This window comes from Stutzerimonas stutzeri, from assembly GCF_038561965.1.
Lineage (GTDB): Bacteria > Pseudomonadota > Gammaproteobacteria > Pseudomonadales > Pseudomonadaceae > Stutzerimonas > Stutzerimonas stutzeri_AA.
In genome coordinates this window covers 1,381,810-1,406,831 of record NZ_CP139348.1, presented here as the reverse complement: position 1 = coordinate 1,406,831, position 25,022 = coordinate 1,381,810, and the positions used below count along the sequence as shown (strand labels likewise).

Sequence of the window (25,022 nt, the reverse complement as noted above, 5' to 3'; positions counted from 1 at the left end):
CCATCGACCGCTGCCGTCACAGCCTCCATGCAACTCTATCTCTGCGAAAAACCTTCCCAGGCCCGCGACATTGCCAAGGTGCTCGGCGCCAACCGGCGTGGCGACGGTTGCCTGCAGGGCGCCGGGGTGACGGTGACCTGGTGCATCGGCCATCTGCTGGAAACCGCCCCGCCGGACGCCTACGACCCGCGCTACAAGCGCTGGGTGCTGGCCGACCTGCCGATCGTGCCAGAGCGCTGGAAGATGCTGGTCAAGCCGAAGACCGCCAGCCAGTTCAAGGCGGTCAAGCGCCTGCTCGGCGAATGCAGCGAACTGGTGGTCGCCACCGACGCCGACCGCGAAGGCGAGATGATCGCCCGCGAGCTGGTCGAGCATTGCCGCTATCGCGGGCCGATCCGCCGGTTATGGCTGTCGGCGCTGGACGACGCCTCGATCCGCAAGGCGCTGGCCGCGCTCAAGCCCGGCGCCGAGACCTTCAACCTCTACCACGCCGCCCTTGGCCGCTCGCGTGCCGACTGGCTGATCGGCATGAACATGAGCCGGCTATTCACCCTGCTCGGCCGCCAGTCCGGTTATCAGGGCGTGTTGCCGGTGGGCCGGGTACAGACGCCGACGCTGCGCCTGGTAGTCGATCGCGATCGCAGCATCGCCGACTTCGTCCCGGTGCCGTTCTGGGCCATCGATGTGCAGCTGCTCGCCGATGGCGCCGCCTTCACCGCGCAATGGCAGGCGCCGGACGACTATTGCGACGATCAAGGCCGCTGCCTCGATCAGTCCCGTGCACAGCAAGCTGCCGAAGCCATGTGCAATGCCGCCAGCGCCCGGCTGGTGAAACTGAAGACCGAGCGTCAGCGCGAGGCGGCGCCGTTGCCGTTCGATCTCGGCACGCTGCAGGAAGTCTGCTCGAAGAAGCTCGGCCTCGGCGCCCAGGAAACCCTCGACATCGCCCAGGCGCTGTACGAAACCCACAAACTGATCACCTACCCGCGCAGCGATTGCGGCTACCTGCCGCTGAGCCAGCACGGCGAAGCGCGGGCCATCGTCGCGGCGCTGATGCAGGCCGACCCGGCGCTCGCGGCGCTGCAGCCGCATCTGGACCTGTCGCGTCGCTCGCGGGCCTGGAACGACGCCAAGGTCAGCGCTCACCACGGCATCATCCCCACCGTTGCCGCACGCGGTCTCGAACGCCTGGCGGGCCGGCAGCGAGCGGTCTACACGCTGATCCGCGCGCGTTATCTGGCGCAGTTCCTGCCCAACCATGAATACGACCGCACCCAGGCTGACTTCGACTGCGCCGGTCACGCACTGCGGGCGGTGGGCAAGCGCATCGTCGAGCCCGGCTGGAAACGCGCCATGCCCGAAGCGTTGGCACCGGCACGCGGGAGTCGCGAAGCGCCAGCACCGCAAAGCCTGCCGGCATTGCAGCAGGGCCAGGATTACACGGTGGGCGAGATCAACCTCAAGGACCAGCAGACCCAGCCGCCGAAGCCCTTCACCGAAGGCGACCTGATCAAGGCGATGAAGAACGTCGCCAAGCTGGTGGACGATCCGCGGCTGAAACAGAAGCTCAAGGACACCACCGGTATCGGCACTGAAGCGACCCGCGCCGGCATCATCCAGGGCCTTCTCGACCGCGGCTACATGGTTCGCCAGGGCAAGGCGCTGGCGGCGACATCGGCAGCCTTCAGCCTGATCGACGCCGTGCCACGGCCAATCGCCGACCCCGGGACCACGGCGATCTGGGAACAGGCGCTGGACATGGTGCAGACCGGCGAGATGCCGCTGGAAGAATTCGTCGCCAAGCAATCGGCCTGGATGAGCAAGCTGGTCGAGCGCTGCGCCGGGCTGCGCATGACCATCAGCGGCCCGCCGGTAGCCGCGGGCCGAGGGGGAAAACCGTGGAAGAAGAAACGCAGCGGCACGCCCCGCAAGGCCAGCGGCCCACGCACGAGAAAATCACGCGCAGCGGATTGATGGGGCGGATAAAAGCAGCCGCTTAGCAACCGCAAAGCCCCGCAGCGAACATCGGCACGCCGGAGCGTAGGAACAATCAACCCTTGTAAGGTGGGCTTCAGCCCACCAGTACTCCGCAATCGCCCACCTACTTGCCTGACGGTGCTACCCGATCTCCAGCACCTCATAGCACTGTCGTTGGCCGTTGACCTGCAACTCCACCTCATCGCCCATCTGTCGTCCGAGCAGGCCCTGTCCCAGCGGTGAGCGCGGCGAGATCACCAGGATCTCCCGCCCCTCGTGCTGCAGCTTCAGCCCCGCCGCATCCGGGCCGAGGAAGAACCAGCGTTCGTGGCCATCATGTTCCAGACAAAGCAGTGCGCCGACCCGCACGTTGCCGTCCAGGCAAGCACCCGGCTGCAGGTTGCGGTAGGCGGCAAGCGCCGTCTCGATCTCGTGCAGGCGTCGTCTTTGTCCATCGGCGAGGTAGGCGGCTTCCAGGCCGCGGGTGTCGTACTTGTTCTCGGCCTTGCTCTCGGCATGGGTGGCGGCCTCGTGGGTCGCGGCCAGCACAGCCTTGGCGACCTCGCGGTCGGCTTCGAGGGTGGCGATGATCTGCTGCTGAAGGGCGGTCTTGTTCATGGGCCAGGCTTATAGCCGGATGGCGCGCCGAAAGGAATGGCGGTGTCGCTGTTCGGCGCTGCTCCTGCCTCGATGACCTCATCGGCGAGCCAGGGATTGCGGCCCTCGGCGATCCACTCCAGCGTCTCGCGCCAGAAACCGTTGCGATGGCGGTCGTGGAACAGGCCGAAATGGCCGATGCGCTCGAAGCCCATCGCGCGGGGATTGAGCTGCACCAGCTGACGCGGGCTGTTGCGAAAGTAGCCCAGGCCCCGGCGCATGGCTGCCGGCGTGGCGAACTCGTCATCGCTGGTGCTCACTGCGAGGATCGCCGCGCGGATCGCGGCGAAGCGGCTGAACAGCAATTCATGCTCGTGCGCAGGGTAGCTGTCTTCCAGCCGTGCGCCACGCCGAGACCACTCCTGGGCGACGCCGGCCGGCAGGTCTTCCAGCCAACCGAGCCGCCGACCGGGAAAATAGCCGTAGAGCCGGGTCACTGCGGGCATGAACAGGTGCCACTTGGCATACATGCTCAGGCGCCGGTTGGCAGCGTAATCGCGCCAGTAGGCGTACTGCCCCGCCACATTGAGGTAGCGATCCACCTGGTTGGCCGCCTCGGCAAAACCCGGCATGAAACCGCCGGCACTGTGCCCCACCGCCACCAGCAGGCCTTGCGCATCACGCTCGCGCATAAAGCGCACGGCGGCGTCGAAGTCGTACTCACCCCAGTCGCGCCAGCGCATCTGCATGTCGCGCAGACGCTCCGGTCGCGAGCCGCCGATACCGCGGAAGTCGTAGGTCAGCGCGGCAAATCCGTGCTCGCTAAGAAAGCTCGCGTAGCGGGCGTAATAACGCGACAACACTCCGGTGGCGCAACTGATGATCACCGCGCCGCGCTCCGGACCTTGTGGACTCCACAGCTGCGCAGACAGCGCAAAGCCGTCGCGGCAACGCAGCGAAACGGATTCAGGCATAGCAAGGACCTTCCGAATTGTTGTGCCGTCACCTTGCCCCGCAAAGCAGGTTTTTTCCATAGCGACATCGTCCTGTAGCCGCCCCGCTGGCGGCGCAATTCCCAATGGACCCGAACGGAAGATCATGTAGAGTACTCACGAATTTTTCGTGAGTACTCTACATTGAGCGAATGGCTCTGTTTGGTAATGGCTCTGCCTACGTCCAGTGCAGCAGAACGAATGCGTGCCTGGCGAACGTTGAAAGCCGCCGGTTCCGCAGTACTTCGGGACGGCGTGTATCTGCTACCCGATCACCCGTCCTGCCGAGAAACCCTTGCTGCGGTGGAGCGCAATATTCTCGACAGTGACGGCTACGCATGTTTGCTACCGGTAAGTGATCCACACGGCGAACGCTTCATTCCCCTGTTCTCCAGGGCCAAGGAATATTCCGAGCTGCGTTCCGAAACCGAAGAGCAGCTTGCATTGCTGGATGCCGATACCGCTCTCGCCGTCATGCGCCAGGCTCGCAAGTTGCGCAAGACCTTTTCCCACATCCATGACATCGACTTTTTCCCGGACGCTACGCAACAGCAGGCTGACTCGCGGCTGCGCGAATTGGAGACAGCGATCAGTCGGGCACTCTCGAGAGACGAGCCCAGCGGCCATGAGCAGGCGATCGAGCGATTGCCTGTCGCCGCATTCAAGGAGCGTGTCTGGGCTACCCGGCAACGCCCCTGGGTCGACCGCTTGGCCAGTGCCTGGCTGATCAAGCGCTTCATAGACCCCGCGGCGCGCATTCTCTGGCTGCAGTCACCGAGCGATTGTCCTGATGACGCGCTGGGTTTTGATTTCGATGGCGCCCGGTTCAGCCATGTCGGCAACAGGGTGACCTTCGAAACCCTGCAAGCCAGCTTCGCCCTGGATGCACCCGGCCTGACGCGCATGGCTGCGCTAGTGCATTACCTCGACATCGGCGGCGCCCAGCCGGCCGAGGCGGCTGGCGTGGAGCGGGTGCTGGCCGGCCTGCACACGAGTATTGGAAACGACGACCAATTACTGAATGCCGCCTGCGCCATTTTCGATGGCCTGCTGGCGGCTTTTGGCACAGAAGGGCCTAACGATGAGTGAGCAAGCCATGCAATCAGAAGAGCAGACGTTACCGCGCAGCGTCAGTTTCACGGAGGCACTACTGTTCTGGCTCAAGCTCGGCTTCATCAGCTTTGGCGGCCCGGCTGGGCAGATCGCGATCATGCACCAGGAACTGGTGGAGCGGCGGCGCTGGATTTCCGAACGACGTTTTCTCCATGCGCTCAATTACTGCATGCTGCTGCCCGGCCCAGAGGCGCAGCAACTGGCGACCTACATCGGCTGGCTGCTGCATCGTAGCCGGGGCGGCATCGTCGCAGGCGCACTGTTCGTGCTGCCGTCGCTGTTGATCCTGATCACCCTGTCCTGGATCTACATTGCTTTCGGCGACGTGTCTCTGGTTGCAGGAATCTTCTACGGCATCAAGCCTGCGGTGACCGCCATCGTATTGCACGCAGCCCACCGCATAGGCTCCCGTGCGCTGAAGAACAGCTGGATGTGGGCGATTGCCGGGGCTTCGTTCGTAGCCATCTTTGCGCTCAATGTGCCATTCCCACTGATCGTGCTGGGCGCAGCCACGATTGGCTACCTTGGCGGGCGGATTGCGCCGGCCCGGTTCAGCATCGGCGGTGGCCATGCGGCAGGTGACAAGTCATACGGCCCGGCGCTGATCGACGACGATACCCCACCCCCTGCACATGCGCGCTTTCGCTGGTCGCGCCTGGCGTTGCTGCTGGCGATCGGCGCTGCGCTGTGGCTGCTTCCCATGGCGGTCCTGACCGTGTTGTTCGGGTGGGGCGGGACGCTGACGCAAATGGCCTGGTTCTTCACCAAGGCGGCTTTGATGACGTTCGGTGGGGCCTATGCGGTGTTGCCCTACGTCTACCAGGGAGCGGTCGGCTACTACGGCTGGCTGAGCCCGACGCAAATGATCGACGGCCTCGCCCTCGGCGAAACCACACCGGGACCGCTGATCATGGTGGTGGCGTTCGTTGGCTTTATCGGTGCCTACGTGCAACAGGTGTTCGGCGCAGACCAGGCCTTCGCTGCCGGCGCCCTCGCCGCCTGCCTGGTCACCTGGTTCACCTTTCTGCCATCGTTCCTGTTCATATTGGCAGGCGGACCGGTGGTGGAATCGACCCATGGCGAGCTGAAATTCACCGCACCGCTTACGGCCATCACGGCGGCTGTGGTCGGTGTGATCGTCAACCTGGCCTTGTTCTTCGGCTATCACGTGTTATGGCCACAAGGCTTCGCCGGCAGTTTCGACTGGCCTTCGGCGCTCATCACACTCAGCGCAGCGGTGGCGCTATTTCGCTTCAAGCGTGGGGTAATCCAGGTGTTGCTGAGCTGCGCTCTAGTCGGCCTGGCGGTGCATCTGCTGCGATGACGGCGCCAACTGGCGCCGTCGATGTGCTGGCGCTCAGCTCGCCTTGAAGCGGCTGACATTGTCGAGCAGAGTGCCGGCCAGGTCGCTGAGGCGGCTGGCGGTGTGGTGGTTGCTGCCTACCGCTTCGCCGTTTTCCTCGGCCATGCGGGCGATGGTGGCCACTTGTTGGGCGATTTCGGCGGACGCCGTGCTCTGTTCGCGCAGCGCATTGGAAATCTCCGCCACGGTGAAGAGCACCTGGTTTGCCGCTTCACGGATGCCGCCCATGGCCTCACCGGCGCGCTGAGCACGTGCGACGCCTTCGTTGACCTTTGCCACGCCCTGCTCCATGCCTTGCACCGCACCCTCGGTGCCCTGCTGGATGGCCGAAACCATCTGTGCGATTTCCTTGGTGGAGTTGGCGGTGCGTTCGGCCAGCTTGCGCACCTCATCGGCCACCACGGCAAAACCACGTCCCTGATCGCCCGCTCGCGCGGCCTCGATTGCCGCGTTCAACGCCAGCAGGTTGGTCTGTGCGGCGATATCGCCAATCACCCCGACGATGGCGGAGATCTGCCCGGAGCGTTCGCCCAGCTCGGCGACGGTACGCGCCGAGTCGCCCACCGATATGGCGATCTGGCTGATCTCCTCGACCACCGCGGCGACGATTTCGCCGCCCTGGCGTGACAGTTCGCCAGAGCGATTGGCCAGTGCATCGGCCTCGCCGGCGTTGCGCGCGATGCTCTCGATGCCGACGGTCATCTGCTCCACCGCCGCCGCCATGCTCGATGCTGCATCACTCTGGCACTGCGAGGCGACATGAATCTGCCCGGAGGCAGTTACCAGGCTGCGCGCCGAGTCGGCGACGTGGTCGGAGTTGCTCTTGATGCTGCCGATCAACTGGCGCATGGCCTCGGCCATGTCGTTGAAGCTGCCGGCTACGTAACGCAGCTCGTCACGCGCGGCCAGCTGGATGTGCGCGGTGAGGTCGCCGGCGGCGAGCCGTTCGCTGCCGTCGCGCAGGCTGCGAATGCTGGTCATCACCGACAGGTAGGCACCCACCGAGAGATAGCCGATCACGCCAAGCACCACCAGCAGCATGGCGAGGTTGCCATGCAGCATCTGGCGGGCGTCGTCGATACGTTGCTGCAGCAGCTGATCCAGATTTGGCAGCAACACGTCGTACATTTGCGAGTAGCCGATGCTGATCGCCTCGGTGGTCATGTCGAAGAACTGCGCCGACGTGGTGCTGCTGAAATCGCCGCGCACCACCATGCCCTGGACAACCCGGTCAACCGCTTCACCGCGCTCACGCAGGGTCGCCACCGCCCGGTTCAGCTGCGTCTGCAGCTCCGGCCGCTGGGCGATGACCTTTTCCACACTGCGTTCCATCTCGACCGTCGCCGAGCGAATTTCCTCGGTCACCACGATCAGCGCGGTGCGTTGCTCGTCGCTGATTTCGCCCCGGGCCAGCATGGCCGACGCACTGCCGCGCAGGCGCCCGAGCCGCTCGATCAGAAACGGCACGCGATTGACCGCGGCAGTCATCAGGTAATAAGTCTGCGGCTCCGGATCGAAGGTCAGGCCGTAGACGTCGGACAGCAGCGTTTGAAAATTCAGCAGCTCGCCGATCAGCGCGGTATGCGCCTGATAGCTCTGCGGCTGCGACCAGCTCTGCACGCTCCGCTTGATCTCGTCCCAGCCGCGTCCGATGTTCTGCCATTCGCGCATGCCACGTTTGTCGTCGGCCAGTGTGCGGTTCATCTCGGCCATGGCCGCATCGACGTTGGTCTGCAGTGTGTTGCGGCGGTCAGCCATCGAGGCGTTGCCACCCAGCAGCATGGAAGATACGCCGCGGTGTTGCTGGGTCAGCTCGACCAGCTTGGACAATGGTCGCGCCAGGGCGGTCGCGACCAGTTCGCTCTCGGCTCGCTCTATGGTGCGGTTGAGCTGGCTGGCGATGGTCCACATCAGGCTGGCGAAGGCGAGAAATACCAGCAAGCCGATCAGGGCAAACTTGCTCGGGTAGTTGAGCCGGTTCATCAGCAGTTCGGCGGGCGAAAACACGATTTTCATGGGGCGTTCCTGGACGATGCGAGGTGCTGCACGAGAGCGATCGGCGTCGAGTTGCCCGGCGGTGCCGAGGTGCTTCGAGGCGATCAGAACGAAATGAGATCTGCCGCGCAAAATACGGATGCGACCTCACAGTCACCCTGATCAGAGTCAAGATTGCAGGGCAAAAAAACTGGCGCCAGCAGACCGCCCGTCCGATGCCTGGTCCATCGCCACCCCGTGCGCAGGGTTCCCTGCACAGCAGGCGAACTCCGGCTTGCCGTTGCAATCCCACCACCCTGTGATCTCCTTCTTCAGCGGTAGGGCTTTACCTGCGCGCCCAAGCGTAAATAATGCCGCCTCTTTTCAACGCGCCGAGGTAATTATGACGGCACCCGCCACCGCAGCGACCCCGCCCCTTTCCGCCCGTGCCGTACTGCTGCTCGAACTGGCGCTGGCCATGGGCGGTTTCGCCATCGGTACCGGCGAGTTCGCCATCATGGGGCTGATGCCCAACGTGGCCGAGGGGCTGGGCATCAGCGAACCCCAGGTCGGTAACGTCATCAGTACCTACGCGCTGGGCGTGGTGGTCGGCGCGCCGCTGCTGGCAATTCTCGGTTCGAGGCTGTTCCGCCGACAGCTGCTGCTGTTGCTGATGGGCTTCTTCGCCCTGGGCAACTTCGCCAGCGCCCTGGCGCCGGATTACGCCACGCTGATGGCCTTCCGCTTCGTTACCGGGCTGCCCCACGGCGCCTATTTCGGCGTGGCGATGCTGGTGGCGGCCTCGATGGTGCCGCCAGACAAACGCGCCCAGGCCGTCGCCCGCGTGCTGATGGGGCTGACCGTGGCGATCTTGATCGGCAACCCGCTGGCCACCTGGCTCGGGCAATGGCTGAGCTGGCGCTATGCGTTCGCCCTGGTCGGCGCCATCGCCCTGCTGACGGTGCTGCTGGTGGCGCTGTTCCTGCCGCTGAACCGCGACGAGCCGCGCAACAGCCCGCTGCACGAGATACGCGCGTTCAACCGGCCGCAGGTCTGGCTGGCGCTGGCGATCAGCTCGATAGGCTTCGCCGGCATGTTCTGCGTGTTCAGCTACATGGCACCGACCCTGCTGGAGGTAACCGGTGTCAGCGCCGGCTGGATTCCATTTGCCCTCGCTGCATTCGGCTTGGGCGGCATCGTCGGCAACCTGGTCGGGGGCTGGCTGTTCGATAAGCTGCGCTTCAAGGCAGTCGCCTGGCTGCTGTTGTGGAGCGCGCTGGTGTTGCTGGTGTTTCCACTGGCGGCACACTCCGTCTGGACGATCTTCCCTGCGGTGTTCGCAGTGGGCACCATGGTGTCGCTGTCGCCCGCCCTGCAGACCCATCTGATGGACGTCGCCGCAGATGCCCAGACGCTGGCTGCCGCCTCCAATCACGCCGCCTTCAACGTCGCCAATGCCCTCGGCCCCTGGCTCGGCGGCCTGGCGATCACTGCGGGCTTTGGCTGGACTTCGACCGGCTACATCGGTGCCGCTACGGCCGTCGGCGGCCTGCTGGTATTTGCCTGGGCCTGGAAGATCGAACGCGCCGTACGGGATTCCGAGTCGAGCCCGGCGACCTGCTGCTCCTGAGCGCGACGCCGGCTGTCCGTTGGCTGCGACCATGGCGCGCAACATGCAGTAATTAGTGAAGCGAAGGGCCGCATTGCAGATCATTCGGCAAGCGGGTCCTATCTATCTATAGCCTCTGATTTTTCGAGACCCTGACCTTGCAGCGCTTCTTTCTGTTTCGCAGCAGAGCCCGACGGCTCTGCCTGTTGCTCATCGCCCTGTTCGCCGTTGGCCTGCCGGTGGGCTGTTCTGTGCTCGAACAGAAAGAGCGCGAGTTGGTGTTCCGAATCGAACCGGGCACCGCGTCCTGGTTCAGCGGCCTGCCACGCGGCATCGAAGAGTTGCAGCTGACCGATTCGGCATTCGGCGACGAACAGAACATTCATGCCTGGTGGTGGCCAGCCGCCGACGCTGATGCACCCGCCCTGCTCTACCTGCACGGCGTGCGTTGGAACCTCACCGGCCACCTGTTTCGCCTGGAACAACTGCGCGCGCTGGGCTTCTCTGTGCTGGCCATCGACTACCGCGGTTTCGGCCAGAGCCTCGGCGACCTGCCATCGGAGCGCAGCGTCTATGCCGATGCACGTATCGGCTGGGAACGCCTGAAAGCACTGCAGCCGGATGCCAACAAGCGCTTCATCTACGGCCATTCCCTAGGCGGCGCGGTGGCCGTCGATCTGGCCGCGGAGCTGGGGCAACAGGCCGAACGCGAGGACGCGCCAGCCGAGGCGCGTGCCTTGATCATCGAATCGACCTTCACCTCACTTGCCGACGTGGCGACGGTGGTATCCGACACCAGCCTGCCGGTGCGCTGGCTGCTGTCGCAGAAATTCGATTCGGTGAAGAAGATCGACCGCATCGGCATGCCTCTGCTCGTAGTCCACGGCACCGAAGACCGCTATGTGCCGGCGCGCTTCAGCGAGCAGCTGTATCAAGCCGCGCGCCAGCCCAAGCAGCTGTTGTTGGTCGAGGGCGCCACCCACAACAACAGCCTGCGCGTGGCGCTCGGCGCCTATGGCCGTGCGTTGCAGGCGTTACTGGAATCCGACACGCCGCCATCCCTCGAAGTCTCCAGGCGCGGTTAGGCTTGGGGCCGTCCTGCGCCTCGCGCGGACCTCGCCGTAGGGTGGGCTTCAGCCCACCAGCCGATGCACCGCGGGGTGTCCGGTGTACTAAATCCCACCCTACGTAACTGAGGTGAGTCGCCCGGCAGCGCCGGTGATCCCGCTTAGCGCTGCAGCCTCTCGAGCAGCGCACGGTGGAACTCTTCCGGTGCCTCGACCTGCGGTGAATGCCCCAGATCAGGGAAGGCCACCAGCGTCGCATCCGGAATCATCGCGGCGGCCTGACGGCCCAGCTCTGGATAATTGCCCAAACGCTTGGCGACGTCCTCCGGAGCGCGGTTGGCGCCCGGCGCGGTGCGATCCAGCCCGCCGATCAATAGCAAGGTGGGGGTTTTGATCCGAGAAAATTCATGGATCACTGGCTGGGTGAAGACCATTTCCGAGGTCTGCGCCTGGTTCCAGGCGACCTGCTGCTTGCCCTCTCCGGCATACATACCCGCCAGCATGCCAACCCAGCGGTCGTACTCCGGCTTCCAGTTGCCGTTGTAGTAGAACTTCTGCTGGTAGGCCTTGATGCTGTCGAAGTCCGTCTTGAGTTCCGATTGGTAGAGCTGATCAATCGAGGCGTACGGTACGCCTTCGGCCTGCCAGTCCTCGAGACCGATTGGGTTGACCAGTACCAGCTGCTCGACCCGCTGCGGGTAGTTCAGCGCCAGCCGCGCCGCCAGCATGCCGCCCATCGAGTGGCCGATCACCGTGACCTGTTCGATGCTCTCCTGCTCGAGGAGTGCCTGGGTATTGTGCGCCAGCTGGGCGAAGCTGAACTGGTAACCCTCGGGCTTGCTCGAGCTACAGAAGCCGACCTGATCGGGTGCAATCACCCGGTAGCCGGCATCGCCAAGCACCTTGATGGTGCGTTCCCAGGTCGCCCCACAGAAGTTCTTGCCATGCAGCAACAGCGCCGTGCGGCCGTTCGCCTTGCCCTGCGGCTCGACGTCTATGAAGGCCATCTCCAGCGCCTTGCCCTGGGATTCGAAACGGTAGTGCTTGAGCGGATGCGGGTAGCTGAAGCCTTCCAGCTGCGGACCAAAGGCCGGTCGGCTTTCGGCCAGCAGCGGCAGGCTGAGGGTTAGACCGGTGGCGAGCGCCAGGACGGACACGGCTGTTTTCACACGCGACTCCTTGTTCAGTATGGATCGGGGGAAACCCGTACATAGGAATGCGTTCGTCCCGTCAGGTTCGCGGTCGGATTGCGACATCGCATGTCCCGACCGCATCAGCCCATCGCCCGGCGCTTACAGACGGAAGCGGCCGACCAGCTGGTTGAGCTGCGTCGCCAGGCGCGCCAGTTCGTCGCTAGCTACCGAAGTCTGCTGCGCACCGGTGGCGCTCTGCTCGGAAATGTCGCGAATGGCGATAAGGTTGCGGTCCACTTCGCGGGCGACCTGGGCCTGCTCCTCGGCTGCGCTGGCGATCACCAGGTTCATCTCATTGATCTGTCCGACCCGCTCGGCGATAAGTCCCAGCGCTACATCCGCTTCGTCAGCCATGGCCTGGCTGCGGGAAGCGAATTCACTGCTCTGCTGCATGTCGCGCACCGATTGCTCGGTGGCGCTCTGGATCGCGCCGATCATGCGCTCGATTTCCTGGGTCGAGCTCTGCGTGCGCTGCGCCAGGTTGCGTACCTCGTCGGCCACCACAGCAAAACCACGCCCGGCCTCGCCCGCGCGCGCCGCCTCGATGGCAGCATTGAGCGCCAGCAGGTTGGTCTGCTCGGCAATCGAGCGGATCACGTCTGCCACCTGGCCAATACTCGCCGCTTCATCGGCCAGACGGGTCACGGTGCCAACGCTTTCCTGCAGCCGGTCGCTGAGCTGGTGAATGGTCTGGCGCGTCGCGGTGACCTGGCGGCGGCCAGCTTCGGCAACCGTCTCGGCATCGCGCGAGGCATCCGAGGTTCGATTGGCGTTGCCCGCCACCTCATCCACTGCCGCAGACATCTCGGTGACTGCGGTGGCCGCCATCTGTACTTCTTCGTTCTGCTGGTGGATGCCCTGGGCGGTGTGCTGGGTGACGGCATGCAGCTCTTCGGCTGCGGATGCCAGCTGCGTGGCCGAGCCCTGGATATCCTGCAAGGTGTCGCGCAGGGTGCTCTGCATCTGCCGAATCGACTGTTGCACTTCGGTGATCTCGTCACGCCCGCGGCACTCGATGGTCCGAGTCAGGTCACCTGCGGCAACCGATGCAGCGGCCTGCTTCAGCTCTTGCAGCGGTCGGCTGATGCTGCGCAGCAATACCATGGCAAACAGCCCGCCGCCGATCATCAGTGCCAGCAACAGGCCGATATTCAGCACGCGGTTGCGCTCATACAGCGCCAACGCCTGATCATATTCAGCCTTGGCCTCACCCAATTGCATCTCGATCAGCTCGCTGTAGCCCTCGGAAATGGGATCGATCAGCGGATACAGATCGTTGATGACGAACGCTGCCAGGCGCTTCTCGCTGTGGCGATCGAGCGTGCGCTCCAGCTCGTCCAGCGGAGCGTCGGCAGCTTTCATCAACCCCTCGAGGCGCGTCGCCACCCGGCGTTCGGCTTCGATCAGCTTGGTGCTCATGAAGTCGCCCCACAGACGGCGAATCTCGCCGCGCGCATTACGCACATCATCACGCGCCTGTCCGTAGGTGAGCATGCCGCTGCGCGTCTTGTGCGTGGTGTCGACGATCTTCACCGCATACAGATCGGCGATCAGCTTGAGGTCACGCAGCGGTACGACGCGGTCGAGGTAGACCGTATTCAGCCCGGCTACGCTGCGCTGCTGTGCGTTCAGCCCGGTCAGGCCGATGACCAGACAAGCCAAGAGCATCGCCCCAACCAGCATCAGCAGGCGGGCACGGATGGTGAGTTGCTGCATATTCATTCTTTCCATATGACGTGCCGTCTCTGAGGGCGGCAATTGGCAAGTAAGGCAGTTCTTTGTAATTGGTTCTGGCAGCACGGTCGATCTGCTCGACCGATGTCCCATTGCGGGACGTGACATGGGGGGGCAAGGCCTCGAGGTGTTTGTTATTGAATCCCAGAGTACTCGCGCGCCAATAGAGGCATTGTGCCATCTAACCGTTCGGTATCGGTCACCCCTTATCGGCTTTTAACGCGAAGCTGTAACCAGGTTTAACCTCGCAAGGCCCATGCCAGAGCGGATGAGGCCAAGAGGGTTCCCCGTCCAAAACCAGACTCGAAGCCACCTGACGCCCTCGGCACCGGCGCAGCGGGGTTCGCCAAGCGAGCGGCCTACGACTAATGGCGCTGCGCATACTGTGCGCTGCTGCGCAGCGTCCGGATGAACAGCTGATACCTTCGCGCCCCACAATTTCAGCAAGGGACCTGTCGTGAAAACGCTTATCAAGAGTGCCGTTCTGGCGCTGACCACTAGCATTGCCGGCCATGCTCTGGCCGACGCCCAGCCATCGCGCAACCTGGCCGAGGCGGTGAAGAACTTTTCCGACTACAACAGCCGCCTGGAACAGGCCATGGCGCAAGGCCTGACGCCGGAAAGCATGGCGCAGATTCACGAACTGACCTACACGCTGAAAGACGCGCTGGACAAGATCAACGAGGAGATGGACGGCCTGACCGACACCCTCGAGGAAATCCACATCGCCTCGGAAGCCAAGGATGCCGACGAAGTGAAGCGCTACGCCAACGAATACCTGAAGACTGCGCGGACGGTGATCAAGTAGCTCACCGGTCGATCAGCGCTTGACCGGCAAGATGTCAAAGCCAATGCGGTTGTCGCTGATCACACGAAACTCCAGCGTCTGCCCCGCTTGCACCTGTGCCAGCTTCTCTCGGCGCAGGCTGAGTTTGCCGCACAGCGTGTCATCCAGCGGATCGGTGCCAATGCTGACGATCCGCGCGCCGGCCGGCACCTGAAAGCGCACCACCTCCCCGACATGAATGCGCGCCGCCAGCTCACGATCGATCAGCACGGCGATATAGCAACCACCGCCGCGCAAGCCGAAGTCCCGCGTCACCACCACCTCACCGGAGTTATCCAGCGTCTGCTGATACGCCAGTACACGCTCGGCCGGCACCGGGACGACGTCTTCGGCATCGGGCTGCCAGGACGAGCAGCCAGCCAGCGAAAGCAGTGCGGCGAAAGCGAGAATTGGGCGCATATGAACTCCTGTTCGGAAGACGAAACGGCGAGCCGGATCATTGAGCATGCCAGAGCGGCAGATGATTGCTAGAGTCAGACGCCAGTTTCGTATCAATGACGGCAGGTGCAAGGTGAACAACCCGAACGACGACCAGCCACGCTTCTGGCGCGACGCCGCGCTGCCCTTTCTCGAAGCGCGAGCAGTCGCCGACGGGCGCAAGGTCTGCTATGCGCCGCATTGCCACGAGACCTTTTCAATCGGCGCGATCACAGCAGGTGCGAGCACCTACTTCAACGGCGAGGCCCGCGAAACGATCGCACGCGGCACGCTGGTGCTGATCAATCCGCAAACGCTGCATGCCTGCAATCCCATCGATGGCCAGGCCTGGTCGTATCTTATGTTTTACGTCGACGCACGCTGGCTGGGCGCGCTGCAGAATGAATTGGGCGTCAGCAGCGACGGGGTTTTCATCCCCTACGCACCGATCCAGAGCCTCAATCCGGGCTTGTTCGACGGGCTGACGCAGCTGTACGCCACGCTGCTCGACCCGCTGGCGGACACGCTGCACAAGCAGAGCGCTGCGGTCGAATACTTCACCCTGCTGCAACAGACGCTAGCGCCCGCGCCAACCGAGTCGCGCACCGAGCCGTTGCAGCAACTGAGTCGCGCTGCCGACTACATTGCCGAGCACTGCACCGACGCGCTGCGCCTGGAAGACATCTGCCAGGCCGCCGAGCTGTCGCCTTCCTACCTGATCCGCACGTTCAAGCAGCACTACGGCATGACCCCGCATGCCTATCTGCTCAACCGCCGTATCCAGCGCAGCCAGCACTGGCTTCGCCAGGGCCTGGATCTTGCCGAGGTGGCGCTGGCCGCAGGCTTTGCCGACCAGGCGCACTTCCAGCGCACCTTCAAGCGCCAGCTGGCCGCGACGCCCGGCCAGTATCGCGACCGGACTGCCCGCAGCTAACCGACCACGAGATAGAGCGCGCTGCCGGCCAGCAATAGCGCCATTGTCCGATTCAGCCAGCGCACCCGCGATGGCTCCTGCAGGTAGCGACTGAGAAAGGCTCCGGCGCCGGCCCAGCAGGCAATCGAGGCATAGCAGATGAGGAAGTACAGAGCGGCGAACAGCCAGACCCGCTGAACATCGCCGTTAGCCGCAAACAGGCCCATCCCGGCGACAGAGGCCAGCCAGGCCTTGGGGTTGAGCCACTGCATCAGCGCCCCATCGAGCAACGAGGGGCCACCACTGGCGGCAGCAGGTTCGAGCCGACCATCATCAGCAGCCAGGCGCCAGGCCATGTACAACAGAAACGCCACGCCACCCCACTGGATGCCACGCATCAGTATCGGCGCACGCTCCAGCAGCTCGTACAGCCCGAGGCCAATGAGCAACAGCAACAGGGTGAAACCGATGGTTGCGCCGGCAATGTGCCGCCCGCTGGCGCGAAAGCCGAAGCGTGCGCCGCAGTTCAACGCCACCAGATTGACCGGCCCGGGCGTAATCGAAGACGCCAGCGCGAACGCGGCCATGGCGAGATAGGGGTCCATAAATACTCTGTTTGCCAATCGAAGGAGGCAACAGGATAGCGGCTCGTGGGAGTCGCTTTATTGAAGGAAATTGCCCTGCCTGCGCTACGGATGATGGCTGCCAGGATAGGGCCGCTCTTCCTCCAGTTCACCATCGCGGCCGATGACTTCGACCGATGCCGTACGGCCCTCCATGAAGGCGTCGAGGGCGCTGTACATCTCGTCCTTGGTGAGGGTGCGCAACACGGTTTCCTGCGACTGCTGGTCTTCCAGCTCCCAGCCCATTTCGGTAGGCCTGACTTGATAGATGTTCATGGCGATTCCTCTGGCATAGGTAGCCCGCGAGTGGCGCGGGATCAATATAGGTCGGCTAGCCCGGCTGATTGGAGCCGTCGCGGCCCTCGATATCCGGATCGTCCGGCAGCACTTCGGGCTCGTCAGGATTGTCCCGTAGCGACGGTTGGTCGTCGAAATCGGGGTCTTCGCCAGGGTTCTTTTCACCGGCATCGGTCATGGTGACATCGGGCTCATCGCCCGCGAGTTGTTCATCCGCGTCCATGGCTGCTCCGCATCTCGCTGGTGGTTGGTATCGATTGGAGGGGGGAATCGACACCTCGTTCGTATTGCGATGTGCCGGCGGTCCGATGCTTGCCACCGATGCTGGATACCGCTCTCACGTGTAACCGAAGGTCGCCTCGTCAGCTGAGCGCAAGGCGCGACCATCCAACCGATTGCACTGCCGGTTCTGCTACACCACACTGCCCACTCACACCCAACCGCAGTCGGAGATTCCATGCAGACACTCACCCCACAATCCCGCGCGGCCATTCTCGAAAACCCGGACGCCCTGGAATGCACCCTGTACCGCCCCGACGAATACGACGAGGAAGCGGAAGAGCAGGACCTTGGAGACGCGCGCATCATCATTTCGGGGCCCTTCCAAGCCCCCGCTGAATGGGATGCCAAGGACCGTGACGACTACTTCGATGGCACTTCGCCAGAAGCCTTCGTCACCGGCCGCATCGCCTGCCAGGCAGCGCCCGATTCCGGCGTCTATTTCACCGCGGTGCCCGGCGATTACGCCGCCGTAACGGAAAAACCGGGTCAGGTATCGATGTTCTACGTCTGGGACTGCCTGAACGACGCCGAAGGTCAGTACGTGCTGATCCGCGAGGAAGAAGAAGAAGCGTGATCCAGTAACTTCCTGCTGGATATAGAGTGCGACAACCACCCTACGGCCCCAGCACCATCCGTAGGGTGGGCTTCAGCCCACCGAACAGCCGCAACACCAATGGTGGGCTAAAGCCCGCCTACTGCGCTAAGTCGCAGCACGTTGTGCAAATCGAAGCAGATCGCCTTCGCGCTCTGGCAGTTTCAATCCGCACCGTCCCTTTAATACCTGCGCTGACCTGATGGCGTTGCTTAGCTGTCTACCCCGGTAGACACTCGACTCGTTCACCATAAAAACGAGGATCTGCATGCGTTCCTTGACTAGCGCCTGGCGGTCGCCGGTTTCGCGGATGAAGCTGGTTGCCGGCCTTCTGCTGCTGTTGGCTGCCCTGCTCTACATCGTCGCGACTCGCTTCGAGGCCGCTCATCCGGCATGGCCCTATGTCGCCTCCTTCGCCGAAGCGGCGATGATCGGCGCGATTGCCGACTGGTTCGCCGTCACCGCCCTGTTCCGCCATCCGCTGGGCCTGCCGATCCCGCATACGGCGATCATTCCGCGTAGCAAGGCGCGCATCGGCCAGAGCCTGTCCAGTTTCATCACCACCCATTTTCTAGCCACGCCGCTGGTGCTGGCCAAGCTGCAGGAGCTCGACATTGCCTCGCGCCTGGCCGGCTGGCTGCGCCATCCGAGCAATGCTGAAGCCGTGGGCCACAGGCTCACCGGTGTGGCGCATTTCGGCATCGCCGCGTTGCACGACGAGCGTGTGCGCGCCTTCGTCGAGGCCAAGGTGACCAAGCGGCTGCGCAAGTTCGACCTCTCCGCACCGCTGGCCCAGGCGCTACGCGTACTGACCAGCCAAGGCCGGCATCAGGCGATGCTCGACGAGCTACTGTTGCGCCTCGACGCGATCATGCAGGACGACGACACCCGCGCCCTGGTCGCCGATGCCATCAGCCGGGAAATCCGTACCCTGCGCTATCTGGGCCTGAGCCGGCCGGTGAGTGGCTGGTCGGCGAACAAATTCGTCGACGGTCTGTCCGCGCTGATCGCCGAGATCGCCGCCGACCCCGAGCACCTGATCCGCCAGCGTTTCGACGAGCATGTCAGCGAATACATCGAGCGCCTCGAACAGGACCCGCAGTACGCTCTGGAAGTCGAACGCATCCTCGCGCAGCTTTTGGAACACCCGGCTACCAGCGCCTATTACGGCAATCTCTGGCAGGAATTGACCGCCTGGCTGGAGAGCGATCTGGCCAGCGACGACTCGCGCATCGGCCGGCGCATCGTCAGCCTTTGCAGCGGCCTCGGCGACGGCCTGGCTGGGGACGAATCCATGCGCAGCTGGATCAACGAACAGCTGCTGGCTGCAGCGCCCGGGCTGCTGGAGCGCTACCGCGGGCAGATCGGCGCTTATATCGCGCAGCGGGTGGAGAACTGGGAAAGCCGGGAGCTGGTCGAGCAGCTGGAGCAGAGCGTCGGCAAGGACCTGCAGTACATCCGCATCAACGGCACGCTGGTCGGTGGACTGGTTGGGTTGGTCCTGCACGCGCTGACGCAGTTGCTCGCCAGCTAATGTGCCTCAGGCGCTGCGCAGGTGCGCGCTGATCTGGCTGGCGCTGTCCGCGCGGCCAAGCGGCTGGTCCCAGCGTAGCGTGGCCGGTGTGCCGCTCAGGTACCACAGGCGATTGGCCAGGTCATCGGCGTCGCGCGCATCGTGGGTCACGCAGATCATCGCCATGCCGGGGTGCTGGTCCAGCAGGCGGGCGATCAGGCCGCGCAGTTCGGCGGCGCGGTCCGCATCCAGCGAAGCAAATGGCTCGTCGAGCAGCAAGAGCTCGGGCTTGATCGCCAATGCGCGGGCCAACGCGGCACGCCGGGCCATGCCCAGCGAGAGTTGATCCGGCAGACAGTCGCCCGATCCGCTCAAGCCGACCTCGGCCAGCAGCCGCTCGATCTCCGCCGCCCCCGCGCCGACCAGCGCCAGGTTCTGCCGAACCGTGCGCCAGGGCAGCAGACGATGCTCCTGAAACAGGTAGCCGACGCGCAGCCCGGCACGTTGCGTGACCATCGGACTCAGTTGCAGATCGAGCCCGGCAATGGCGTTGAGCAGGGTCGTCTTGCCGACGCCGGAAGGTCCCAACAGGCAGATGCGATCACCCGGGCGCACCTGCGCCACGATCTTGCCCAGCACAGGATGGTTGCCGCTGGGGCCGTCCAGGCGCAGCTCAAGCATGGCGCACGCCCGCTTCGCGCCAGGACGATGCGCGGCGCTCCAAAGGTTGCAGCAGCGCCAGTTCGATCAGCTGGACCACGGCGATAAAGGCCAGGCTGTAGGCCAGGATGCTCGCCACATCGAAGACCTGAAAGGCCATGTGCAGCTGAAAGCCGATGCCATCCGAGCGCCCGAGCAGCTCGACCACCAGTACGATCTTCCAGATCAGCGCCAGCCCGCCGCGGGTAGCCGCCATCAGGTAGGGAAACAGCTGCGGCAGCCAGACATGGCTGATCCGCTGCCAGCGCGTGAAGCCATAGACCAGGGCCATCTGCTCCAGTTTGGGATCGAGGCTGCGTGCACCCTCGCGCACGGTGACCGCCACATTCGGCACCTTGTTGATCACCACTGCCAGTACCGCCGCGGCCTCCACCAGCCCGAACCAGACATAGAGCAGGATGATAATGACCAGCGCCGGCAGGTTGAGAAACAGCACCAGCAGCGGATCTAGCACGGCATTGGCAAGCCGCGAGCGCCCCATCCAGACACCGAGCAGCGTGCCCAGCGCCATCGCCAGCACGAAAGCGATCAGTACCCGGCGCAGCGTTACCAGCAGGTGCTCGGGTAGTTCGCCGCTTTGCACGGCCAGCCAGAAGGTATCGAGCACGGCGGCCGGGCTGGGCAGCAGCGGCGTCTGCACCACCAGCGCAATCACCGTCCAGAGCGCCACCGCGAACGGCAGCGCAATCCAGCAGGCCCAGCGTGAGCCGTTCATGGTGCGCTCTGGAACAGAGCCGCCGGCATAAGCTTCGCCGGATCGGCGCCGGTGAGAGTCAGCAGTCGCTGCAGGTCAGCGATCCGCGTCTCGTTAAGAGGCGGCGGTATGCCTTCGACGAAGCTGTCGCGTAAGGCAGCGAATACCCCATCTTCGTCGGCACGCATGAGCGGGCGCAGCGCCTGCCAGTGCGCCGGCTCGCGGGCTAGCTCGTCCTTGGTCTGGCCCAGCGCCGTGGCGAAACGCTGCAACAACGCTTCATGTTCGACTGCCCAGGATTCGGGGAATAGATAGCCGAGCACCGGCAGGTCAGGGTCGAGTTCCAGAGACTGCAGCAGATCGGCCAGGCCGAACGCCACCTGCACGCCGCCCTCGCCGCGCATGCGCGCGGAGAAATGCCAGAAGGTCAGCAACGCATCCACCTGACCGCGGCGCAGGGCCTGGCCAAGCAGTGGCGGTGCGGCGTATTGAACAGTCGCCTGTTTGGCCAGATCGATTCCGTCCTGTGCCGCGGCATGCTGCAGCAACTGCCAGCCCAACCCGTCCGGGCCGCCGGCGACACCGATGCGTTTGCCGCGCAGGTCGTCGAGCGTGCCGATGGCGGCGCTGCCTTCGGGCACCAGCACTTCGCCGATCTGCGAGGAAAAGGGTACGTAGCGATAGGCCGTGCCGGCCTGGTAACGCGCCTGCGCCCAGAGCAGATCGCTCACCGCACCGTCGACGCTGCCGCTGGTCAGCGCCAGCCGCGAGGCCGGCACATCGGCCACCAGCCGTACCTTCAGCTCGAAGCCATTGGCGCGATCCAGCCCCTGACGCTTGAGATGTTCCAACTCCCAGTGCGGCGTGCCGAACTGCAGCACGCTGAGAGTCAACACTGGCAGCTCCTGCGCCTGCGCGCACAACGGCAGCAGCACAAGCGCCAGCAGCGCACGGCGAGCACGTAGCATGAGCGGGGTGAGGATGGGCAATGAAAGCATCATGCCCGCAGGGTACGAAGCCCCCTGCCGGGCACGAATTGTACTTTGGTGCCTGTTGGCTGCTGCGATGGTCGCAGCGGGCTTGACCTCGCTACGACCATCGCAGCCTGACTCAGGCCTGCGTGGCGATACGCTGCTGCAAGCGCGCCTGGAGCTTTTCCAGTTCGGCCGGATCGGCCTTGCCGGCGGCATGGATACCGAGCCCTTCGCCCGAGTAACGCGGCACGATGTGCACGTGGATGTGGAACACCGTCTGCCCGGCCGGCGCGCCATTGAACTGGGCGACCTGCACGCCATCGGGCTGCAGTTCGTCAACGATCACGCGGGTGAGCTTCTGCACCACGGCCATGACCTTGGCCAGCGCCTCGGTATCCACATCGAGAATGTTGCAGGCGGCGGAGCGCTTGGGGATCACCAGCGTGTGGCCGAAGGACTGCGGGAACAGATCGAGGAAGGCCAGTACGTCGTCATCCTCGTAGAGCTTGTAGCAAGACGCATCGCCACGAATGATCTGGGCGAAGATGTTCTGCGGGTCATAGGACGTGGTCAGGGACACCTTGGTTTCTCCAGCAAGTCGAAAAGACAAACCTTAGCACTCTCCGCGCGCCAGCGACTTGCGCAGCGATGCTTCGGAACGTTGCGGGCATGGCGGCGCTCTCAATCTCATCCCCCCGCGATCCGAGGTTATTCCGATGCACGTCCGCGCCGTCGCACCGATTGCAGCTGCAGTCGCGCTTTGCCTGTCTTCCTTGTCCGCCATGGCTGCCGACATCAAGCCCTCCGAACTGCTCGACCAGGCCAAAGCCGAACAGAGCGCCTATATCGATACCGTCAAGCAACTGGTCGCAGTGGATACCGGCACCGGTCAGGCAACGGGCCTGGCCACGGTCAGCAAAATGCTGGTCGAGCGCCTGCAGGCGCTGGGGGCCGAAGTCAGCACCAGCCCGGCGACGCCATCGGCCGGCGACAACATCGTCGGCACCCTCAAGGGCAGCGGCAGCAAGGACTTCCTGCTGATGGTGCATTACGACACTGTATTTGCCGAAGGCACCGCGCAGGAGCGCCCGTTCCGCATGGACGAGCAACGCGCCTATGGGCCCGGTGTGGCTGATGCCAAGGGCGGCGTGGCGATGATTCTGCATGCGCTCGAACTGCTCAAGGCGCAGCAGTTCGACGGCTATGGCAGCATCACGGTGCTGTTCAATCCGGACGAGGAGATGGGCTCGGCCGGTTCGAAGAAGATCATCGCCGAGCTCGCCCGCAAGCATGACTACGTTTTTTCCTACGAGCCACCAGACAGCGATGCGGTGACCACAGCCACCAATGGCATCAATGCCGTGATGTTGGAGGTGAAGGGCAAGTCGTCCCACGCCGGCTCCGCGCCAGAAGACGGTCGCAACGCCGTGCTGGAACTGGCGCATCAACTGGTGCAGCTCAAGGATCTGGGCGATCCGGACAAGGGCACCACGGTGAACTGGACCATGATTGCCGGCGGCGAGAAGCGCAATATCATCCCGAACAAGGCGACCGCCGAGGCGGACATGCGCTATTCCGATATCAGCGAAACCGACCGCGTGCTCGCCGATGGGCAGAAGATCATCAAAGACCAGCTGATCGACGACACACGTGTTGAACTGCGCATCGACAAGGGCCGGCCACCACTGGCGAAGAATCCGGCATCGGAGCGCCTGGCCAAAACCGCGCAGCGCCTGTACGGCGAGATCGACCAGCGCATCGAGCCGATCGCCATGCGCTTCGGCACTGACGCCGGCTACGCCTACGTACCGGACAGCGACAAGCCGGCCGTGCTGGAAACCATGGGCGTGGTCGGTGCCGGGCTGCACTCGGAAGACGAATACATCGAGCTGTCGAGCATCGCACCGCGTCTGTACCTGACGACGGCAATGATTCGTGCGTTGTCTGCCGAAGACGCCGCGCGCTGACACACGCGTCAGGCCGGCCGAGAGGCGAAGGTTGCAGTAGGCGAAAGCCGGCGCTGCGGGTATCTTCGCCACCTCCCCAGTACAGGACCTTCCGCCCGATGCATCGCCTCGTCACCCTTTGCGCACTGGCGCTGTTTGCCTGCACCGCTCACGCCAAGGTCGAAGTGCTGCCGCTGGAGCATGAAGACCAGGGGCCGGTACTGGTCGCGCGGGTCACCGAGCAAATTGCGCCGGGTGATTACGAAGCGCTGCTCAAAGGCATCATGGCCCACCCGGGCAAGCACGCGCGAAAGCTGCTGATCCTCGACAACATCGGCGGCAGCGCAGCGGAAGCGATGCGCATGGGCTATCTGCTGCGCGAGACGGGTTTCGACGCGCTGGTTCCAGCCGCCGCGGTCTGCCAGGGCAGCTGCATCTACCTGTTGGCGGCTGGGCGACAGCGAACCGTTCGTGGGCATGTCGGCCTGCATCGGCCCTACACCAGCAACGGCGAATCGGCACTGTCGATTGCCCAGCGGCCATACCGCGCGCCGCGCATCTACCTGCGGGACATGGGCGTCAATCCACGGCTGGCTGACGATATGCAGCTGATCGAACCATGGCGCATGCGCGTACTGACGCCAACCGAGCTCAGGCGGTACCGGCTGCAATAGCGTGACCCGCACGCTGCACTACGGCATTCCCCTCGTCACGCTGCTGATTGGGCTTGCCCTGGGCATGATCGAGCCGGTCGGCGCGCTGACCGTTCTGGTGTTCGCTGGCTGGCTTATTGCTCAGCCACGTGTGCCTCACCTGCTGTGGCAATTGGGTGCGTCGCTCGGCGCTCTGTTGCTCGCTGCGCACATGCTCCCAGGCTTCATAGCGCTGCCGCTCGGACCACCGCAAGACCTAGGCGGCGCTGCGCCTGGCAAATGCACCTAAGCCTGGGCAAGGCGATGGTAGCGGCCCTGCTGCTCGCCTGGTGGCTGGGCAACAGCCTGCATCTGCTGTTGCTGACCTATCCGCTGCGCTGACTTCACCAAGAAATTTTCGCCGATCTGTCGATTCATCCCGCGCCCGTTCGACCAATGATCGGAGCCGGCGGAATTTGCTGCACGCCCGTCTAGGCTCTTTCCAACCACTGAAGGAGTCCACCGATGCGTTTCATGGTGATGATCAAGGCCACCCCGCAAACCGAAGCCGGCGAGATGCCCAGCGAAGATGTGCTCGCGGCGATGGGCCGCTACAACGAAGAACTGGCCAACGCCGGCGTACTGCTCGGCGGCGAGGGCCTGCACCCCAGCCACAAGGGCGCGCGCGTCCGTTTCAACAACGGCGAGTGCAGCGTGACCGACGGCCCATTCGCCGAAACCCGTGAGCTGATCGCCGGCTACTGGCTGTTCCAGACCGCCTCGCTGCAGGAGACCATCGACTGGATCAAGCGCTGCCCGCAATCAGCCATCGGCGATTCGGAAATCGAGATTCGCCAGATATTCGAAGCGGAAGATTTCGGCGCCGAGTTCACCCCCGAACTGCGCGAGCAGGAAGAGCGCCTGCGCGCGCAACTCAATCAATGACCGCAAGG

General features: G+C 64.1%; 26 protein-coding genes. 13 read left to right on the top strand and 13 right to left on the bottom strand.

From position 1 onward, the window contains the following. Positions 1-27: 27 nt before the first annotated feature. Positions 28-1,974 (top strand): DNA topoisomerase III, encoded by a 1,947-nt coding sequence (locus SM130_RS06325; RefSeq protein ID WP_102823286.1) that lies wholly within the window; start codon positions 28-30, stop codon positions 1,972-1,974. A 144-nt stretch (positions 1,975-2,118) separates the two neighbouring features. Here SM130_RS06325 and SM130_RS06320 read toward each other — a convergent pair whose 3' ends face one another. Further along, on the bottom strand, positions 2,119-2,595 hold the full coding sequence (locus tag SM130_RS06320) for a GreA/GreB family elongation factor (RefSeq protein WP_102823285.1): 477 nt from the start codon (positions 2,593-2,595) through the stop codon (positions 2,119-2,121). After that, the gene (locus SM130_RS06315; RefSeq protein ID WP_102823284.1) at positions 2,592-3,548 is read right to left on the bottom strand and encodes an alpha/beta hydrolase family protein; all 957 of its coding nucleotides are present in this window, start codon (positions 3,546-3,548) and stop codon (positions 2,592-2,594) included. Before SM130_RS06315 ends, SM130_RS06320 begins: the two co-directional genes overlap by 4 nt. A 162-nt stretch (positions 3,549-3,710) precedes the next feature. Between SM130_RS06315 and SM130_RS06310 the strand changes: the two genes are divergently transcribed. Together SM130_RS06310 and chrA are read left to right on the top strand one after the other, a co-directional pair. Continuing rightward, positions 3,711-4,655, top strand: coding sequence for a chromate resistance protein (locus tag SM130_RS06310; RefSeq protein ID WP_258006858.1), 945 nt, complete (start codon positions 3,711-3,713; stop codon positions 4,653-4,655). Next, positions 4,648-6,003 carry a chromate efflux transporter gene (chrA, locus tag SM130_RS06305; RefSeq protein ID WP_102823282.1) on the top strand — a complete coding sequence of 452 codons (1,356 nt, stop codon included), beginning with the start codon at positions 4,648-4,650 and terminating at the stop codon, positions 6,001-6,003. Before SM130_RS06310 ends, chrA begins: the two co-directional genes overlap by 8 nt. A 33-nt stretch (positions 6,004-6,036) precedes the next feature. On the opposite strand, the gene SM130_RS06300 is transcribed toward chrA, so the two are convergent. Further along, positions 6,037-8,058 (bottom strand): methyl-accepting chemotaxis protein, encoded by a 2,022-nt coding sequence (locus SM130_RS06300; RefSeq protein WP_102823281.1) that lies wholly within the window; start codon positions 8,056-8,058, stop codon positions 6,037-6,039. A 361-nt stretch (positions 8,059-8,419) separates the two neighbouring features. Between SM130_RS06300 and SM130_RS06295 the strand changes: the two genes are divergently transcribed. Both SM130_RS06295 and SM130_RS06290 read left to right on the top strand, forming a co-directional pair. Beyond that, complete coding sequence (locus SM130_RS06295) at positions 8,420-9,646, top strand: MFS transporter (protein WP_102823280.1); 1,227 nt, start codon at positions 8,420-8,422, stop codon at positions 9,644-9,646. Positions 9,647-9,783: 137 nt separating this feature from the next. Beyond that, entirely contained in the window at positions 9,784-10,710 is a 927-nt protein-coding gene (locus SM130_RS06290; protein ID WP_102823279.1) for an alpha/beta hydrolase, read from the top strand. Between the two features lie 143 nt (positions 10,711-10,853). Here SM130_RS06290 and SM130_RS06285 read toward each other — a convergent pair whose 3' ends face one another. Continuing rightward, the gene (locus tag SM130_RS06285; RefSeq protein ID WP_102823278.1) at positions 10,854-11,861 is read right to left on the bottom strand and encodes an alpha/beta fold hydrolase; all 1,008 of its coding nucleotides are present in this window, start codon (positions 11,859-11,861) and stop codon (positions 10,854-10,856) included. 123 nt (positions 11,862-11,984) lie between these two features. Continuing rightward, positions 11,985-13,601 carry a methyl-accepting chemotaxis protein gene (locus SM130_RS06280; protein WP_102823277.1) on the bottom strand — a complete coding sequence of 539 codons (1,617 nt, stop codon included), beginning with the start codon at positions 13,599-13,601 and terminating at the stop codon, positions 11,985-11,987. A gap of 475 nt (positions 13,602-14,076) precedes the next feature. On the opposite strand from SM130_RS06280, the gene SM130_RS06275 reads away from it, so the two are divergent. Continuing rightward, positions 14,077-14,427 (top strand): DUF6746 family protein, encoded by a 351-nt coding sequence (locus SM130_RS06275; protein WP_102823276.1) that lies wholly within the window; start codon positions 14,077-14,079, stop codon positions 14,425-14,427. Between the two features lie 12 nt (positions 14,428-14,439). Here the strand turns inward: SM130_RS06275 and SM130_RS06270 are convergent, their stop codons facing one another. Continuing rightward, complete coding sequence (locus SM130_RS06270) at positions 14,440-14,865, bottom strand: 3-isopropylmalate dehydratase (RefSeq protein ID WP_102823275.1); 426 nt, start codon at positions 14,863-14,865, stop codon at positions 14,440-14,442. 112 nt (positions 14,866-14,977) lie between these two features. On the opposite strand from SM130_RS06270, the gene SM130_RS06265 reads away from it, so the two are divergent. Beyond that, on the top strand, positions 14,978-15,817 hold the full coding sequence (locus SM130_RS06265) for an AraC family transcriptional regulator (RefSeq protein WP_102823861.1): 840 nt from the start codon (positions 14,978-14,980) through the stop codon (positions 15,815-15,817). On the opposite strand, the gene SM130_RS06260 is transcribed toward SM130_RS06265, so the two are convergent. From SM130_RS06260 to SM130_RS06250, 3 genes are all read right to left on the bottom strand, one after another. Then, complete coding sequence (locus tag SM130_RS06260) at positions 15,814-16,401, bottom strand: LysE family translocator (protein ID WP_102823274.1); 588 nt, start codon at positions 16,399-16,401, stop codon at positions 15,814-15,816. The two genes, SM130_RS06265 and SM130_RS06260, sit on opposite strands and share 4 nt — an antisense overlap. An 84-nt stretch (positions 16,402-16,485) precedes the next feature. After that, positions 16,486-16,695, bottom strand: coding sequence for a hypothetical protein (locus SM130_RS06255; RefSeq protein ID WP_102823273.1), 210 nt, complete (start codon positions 16,693-16,695; stop codon positions 16,486-16,488). 55 nt (positions 16,696-16,750) lie between these two features. Then, a complete protein-coding gene (locus tag SM130_RS06250; RefSeq protein ID WP_102823272.1) occupies positions 16,751-16,939 on the bottom strand; it encodes a hypothetical protein in 189 nt (62 codons plus the stop codon). 234 nt (positions 16,940-17,173) lie between these two features. Between SM130_RS06250 and SM130_RS06245 the strand changes: the two genes are divergently transcribed. Both SM130_RS06245 and SM130_RS06240 read left to right on the top strand, forming a co-directional pair. Next, on the top strand, positions 17,174-17,572 hold the full coding sequence (locus SM130_RS06245; RefSeq protein ID WP_102823271.1) for a hypothetical protein: 399 nt from the start codon (positions 17,174-17,176) through the stop codon (positions 17,570-17,572). Positions 17,573-17,858: 286 nt separating this feature from the next. Then, complete coding sequence (locus tag SM130_RS06240; protein WP_102823270.1) at positions 17,859-19,124, top strand: DUF445 domain-containing protein; 1,266 nt, start codon at positions 17,859-17,861, stop codon at positions 19,122-19,124. 6 nt (positions 19,125-19,130) lie between these two features. Here the strand turns inward: SM130_RS06240 and SM130_RS06235 are convergent, their stop codons facing one another. The 4 genes from SM130_RS06235 to SM130_RS06220 form a co-directional block, all read right to left on the bottom strand. Further along, entirely contained in the window at positions 19,131-19,784 is a 654-nt protein-coding gene (locus tag SM130_RS06235) for an ATP-binding cassette domain-containing protein (RefSeq protein WP_102823269.1), read from the bottom strand. Next, positions 19,777-20,538, bottom strand: coding sequence for an ABC transporter permease (locus SM130_RS06230; protein WP_102823268.1), 762 nt, complete (start codon positions 20,536-20,538; stop codon positions 19,777-19,779). The genes SM130_RS06235 and SM130_RS06230 overlap by 8 nt, the downstream gene beginning before the upstream one ends. Then, on the bottom strand, positions 20,535-21,485 hold the full coding sequence (locus SM130_RS06225) for an ABC transporter substrate-binding protein (protein WP_102823267.1): 951 nt from the start codon (positions 21,483-21,485) through the stop codon (positions 20,535-20,537). The genes SM130_RS06230 and SM130_RS06225 overlap by 4 nt, the downstream gene beginning before the upstream one ends. Before the next feature lie 142 nt (positions 21,486-21,627). Next, entirely contained in the window at positions 21,628-22,071 is a 444-nt protein-coding gene (locus SM130_RS06220) for an HIT family protein (protein WP_102823266.1), read from the bottom strand. Between the two features lie 136 nt (positions 22,072-22,207). On the opposite strand from SM130_RS06220, the gene SM130_RS06215 reads away from it, so the two are divergent. The 4 genes from SM130_RS06215 to SM130_RS06200 all read left to right on the top strand — a co-directional run bounded on the left by SM130_RS06215 (position 22,208) and on the right by SM130_RS06200 (position 25,014). Then, positions 22,208-23,458 (top strand): M20/M25/M40 family metallo-hydrolase, encoded by a 1,251-nt coding sequence (locus tag SM130_RS06215; protein WP_102823265.1) that lies wholly within the window; start codon positions 22,208-22,210, stop codon positions 23,456-23,458. Positions 23,459-23,556: 98 nt separating this feature from the next. Further along, positions 23,557-24,111 (top strand): hypothetical protein, encoded by a 555-nt coding sequence (locus SM130_RS06210; RefSeq protein ID WP_102823264.1) that lies wholly within the window; start codon positions 23,557-23,559, stop codon positions 24,109-24,111. 1 nt (position 24,112) lies between these two features. Then, positions 24,113-24,379: a hypothetical protein gene (locus tag SM130_RS06205; RefSeq protein ID WP_256044974.1), complete on the top strand. Its 267-nt coding sequence runs from the start codon at positions 24,113-24,115 to the stop codon at positions 24,377-24,379. A 215-nt stretch (positions 24,380-24,594) separates the two neighbouring features. Continuing rightward, positions 24,595-25,014 (top strand): YciI family protein, encoded by a 420-nt coding sequence (locus tag SM130_RS06200; RefSeq protein WP_102823263.1) that lies wholly within the window; start codon positions 24,595-24,597, stop codon positions 25,012-25,014. The last annotated feature ends 8 nt before the right edge of the window (positions 25,015-25,022 follow it).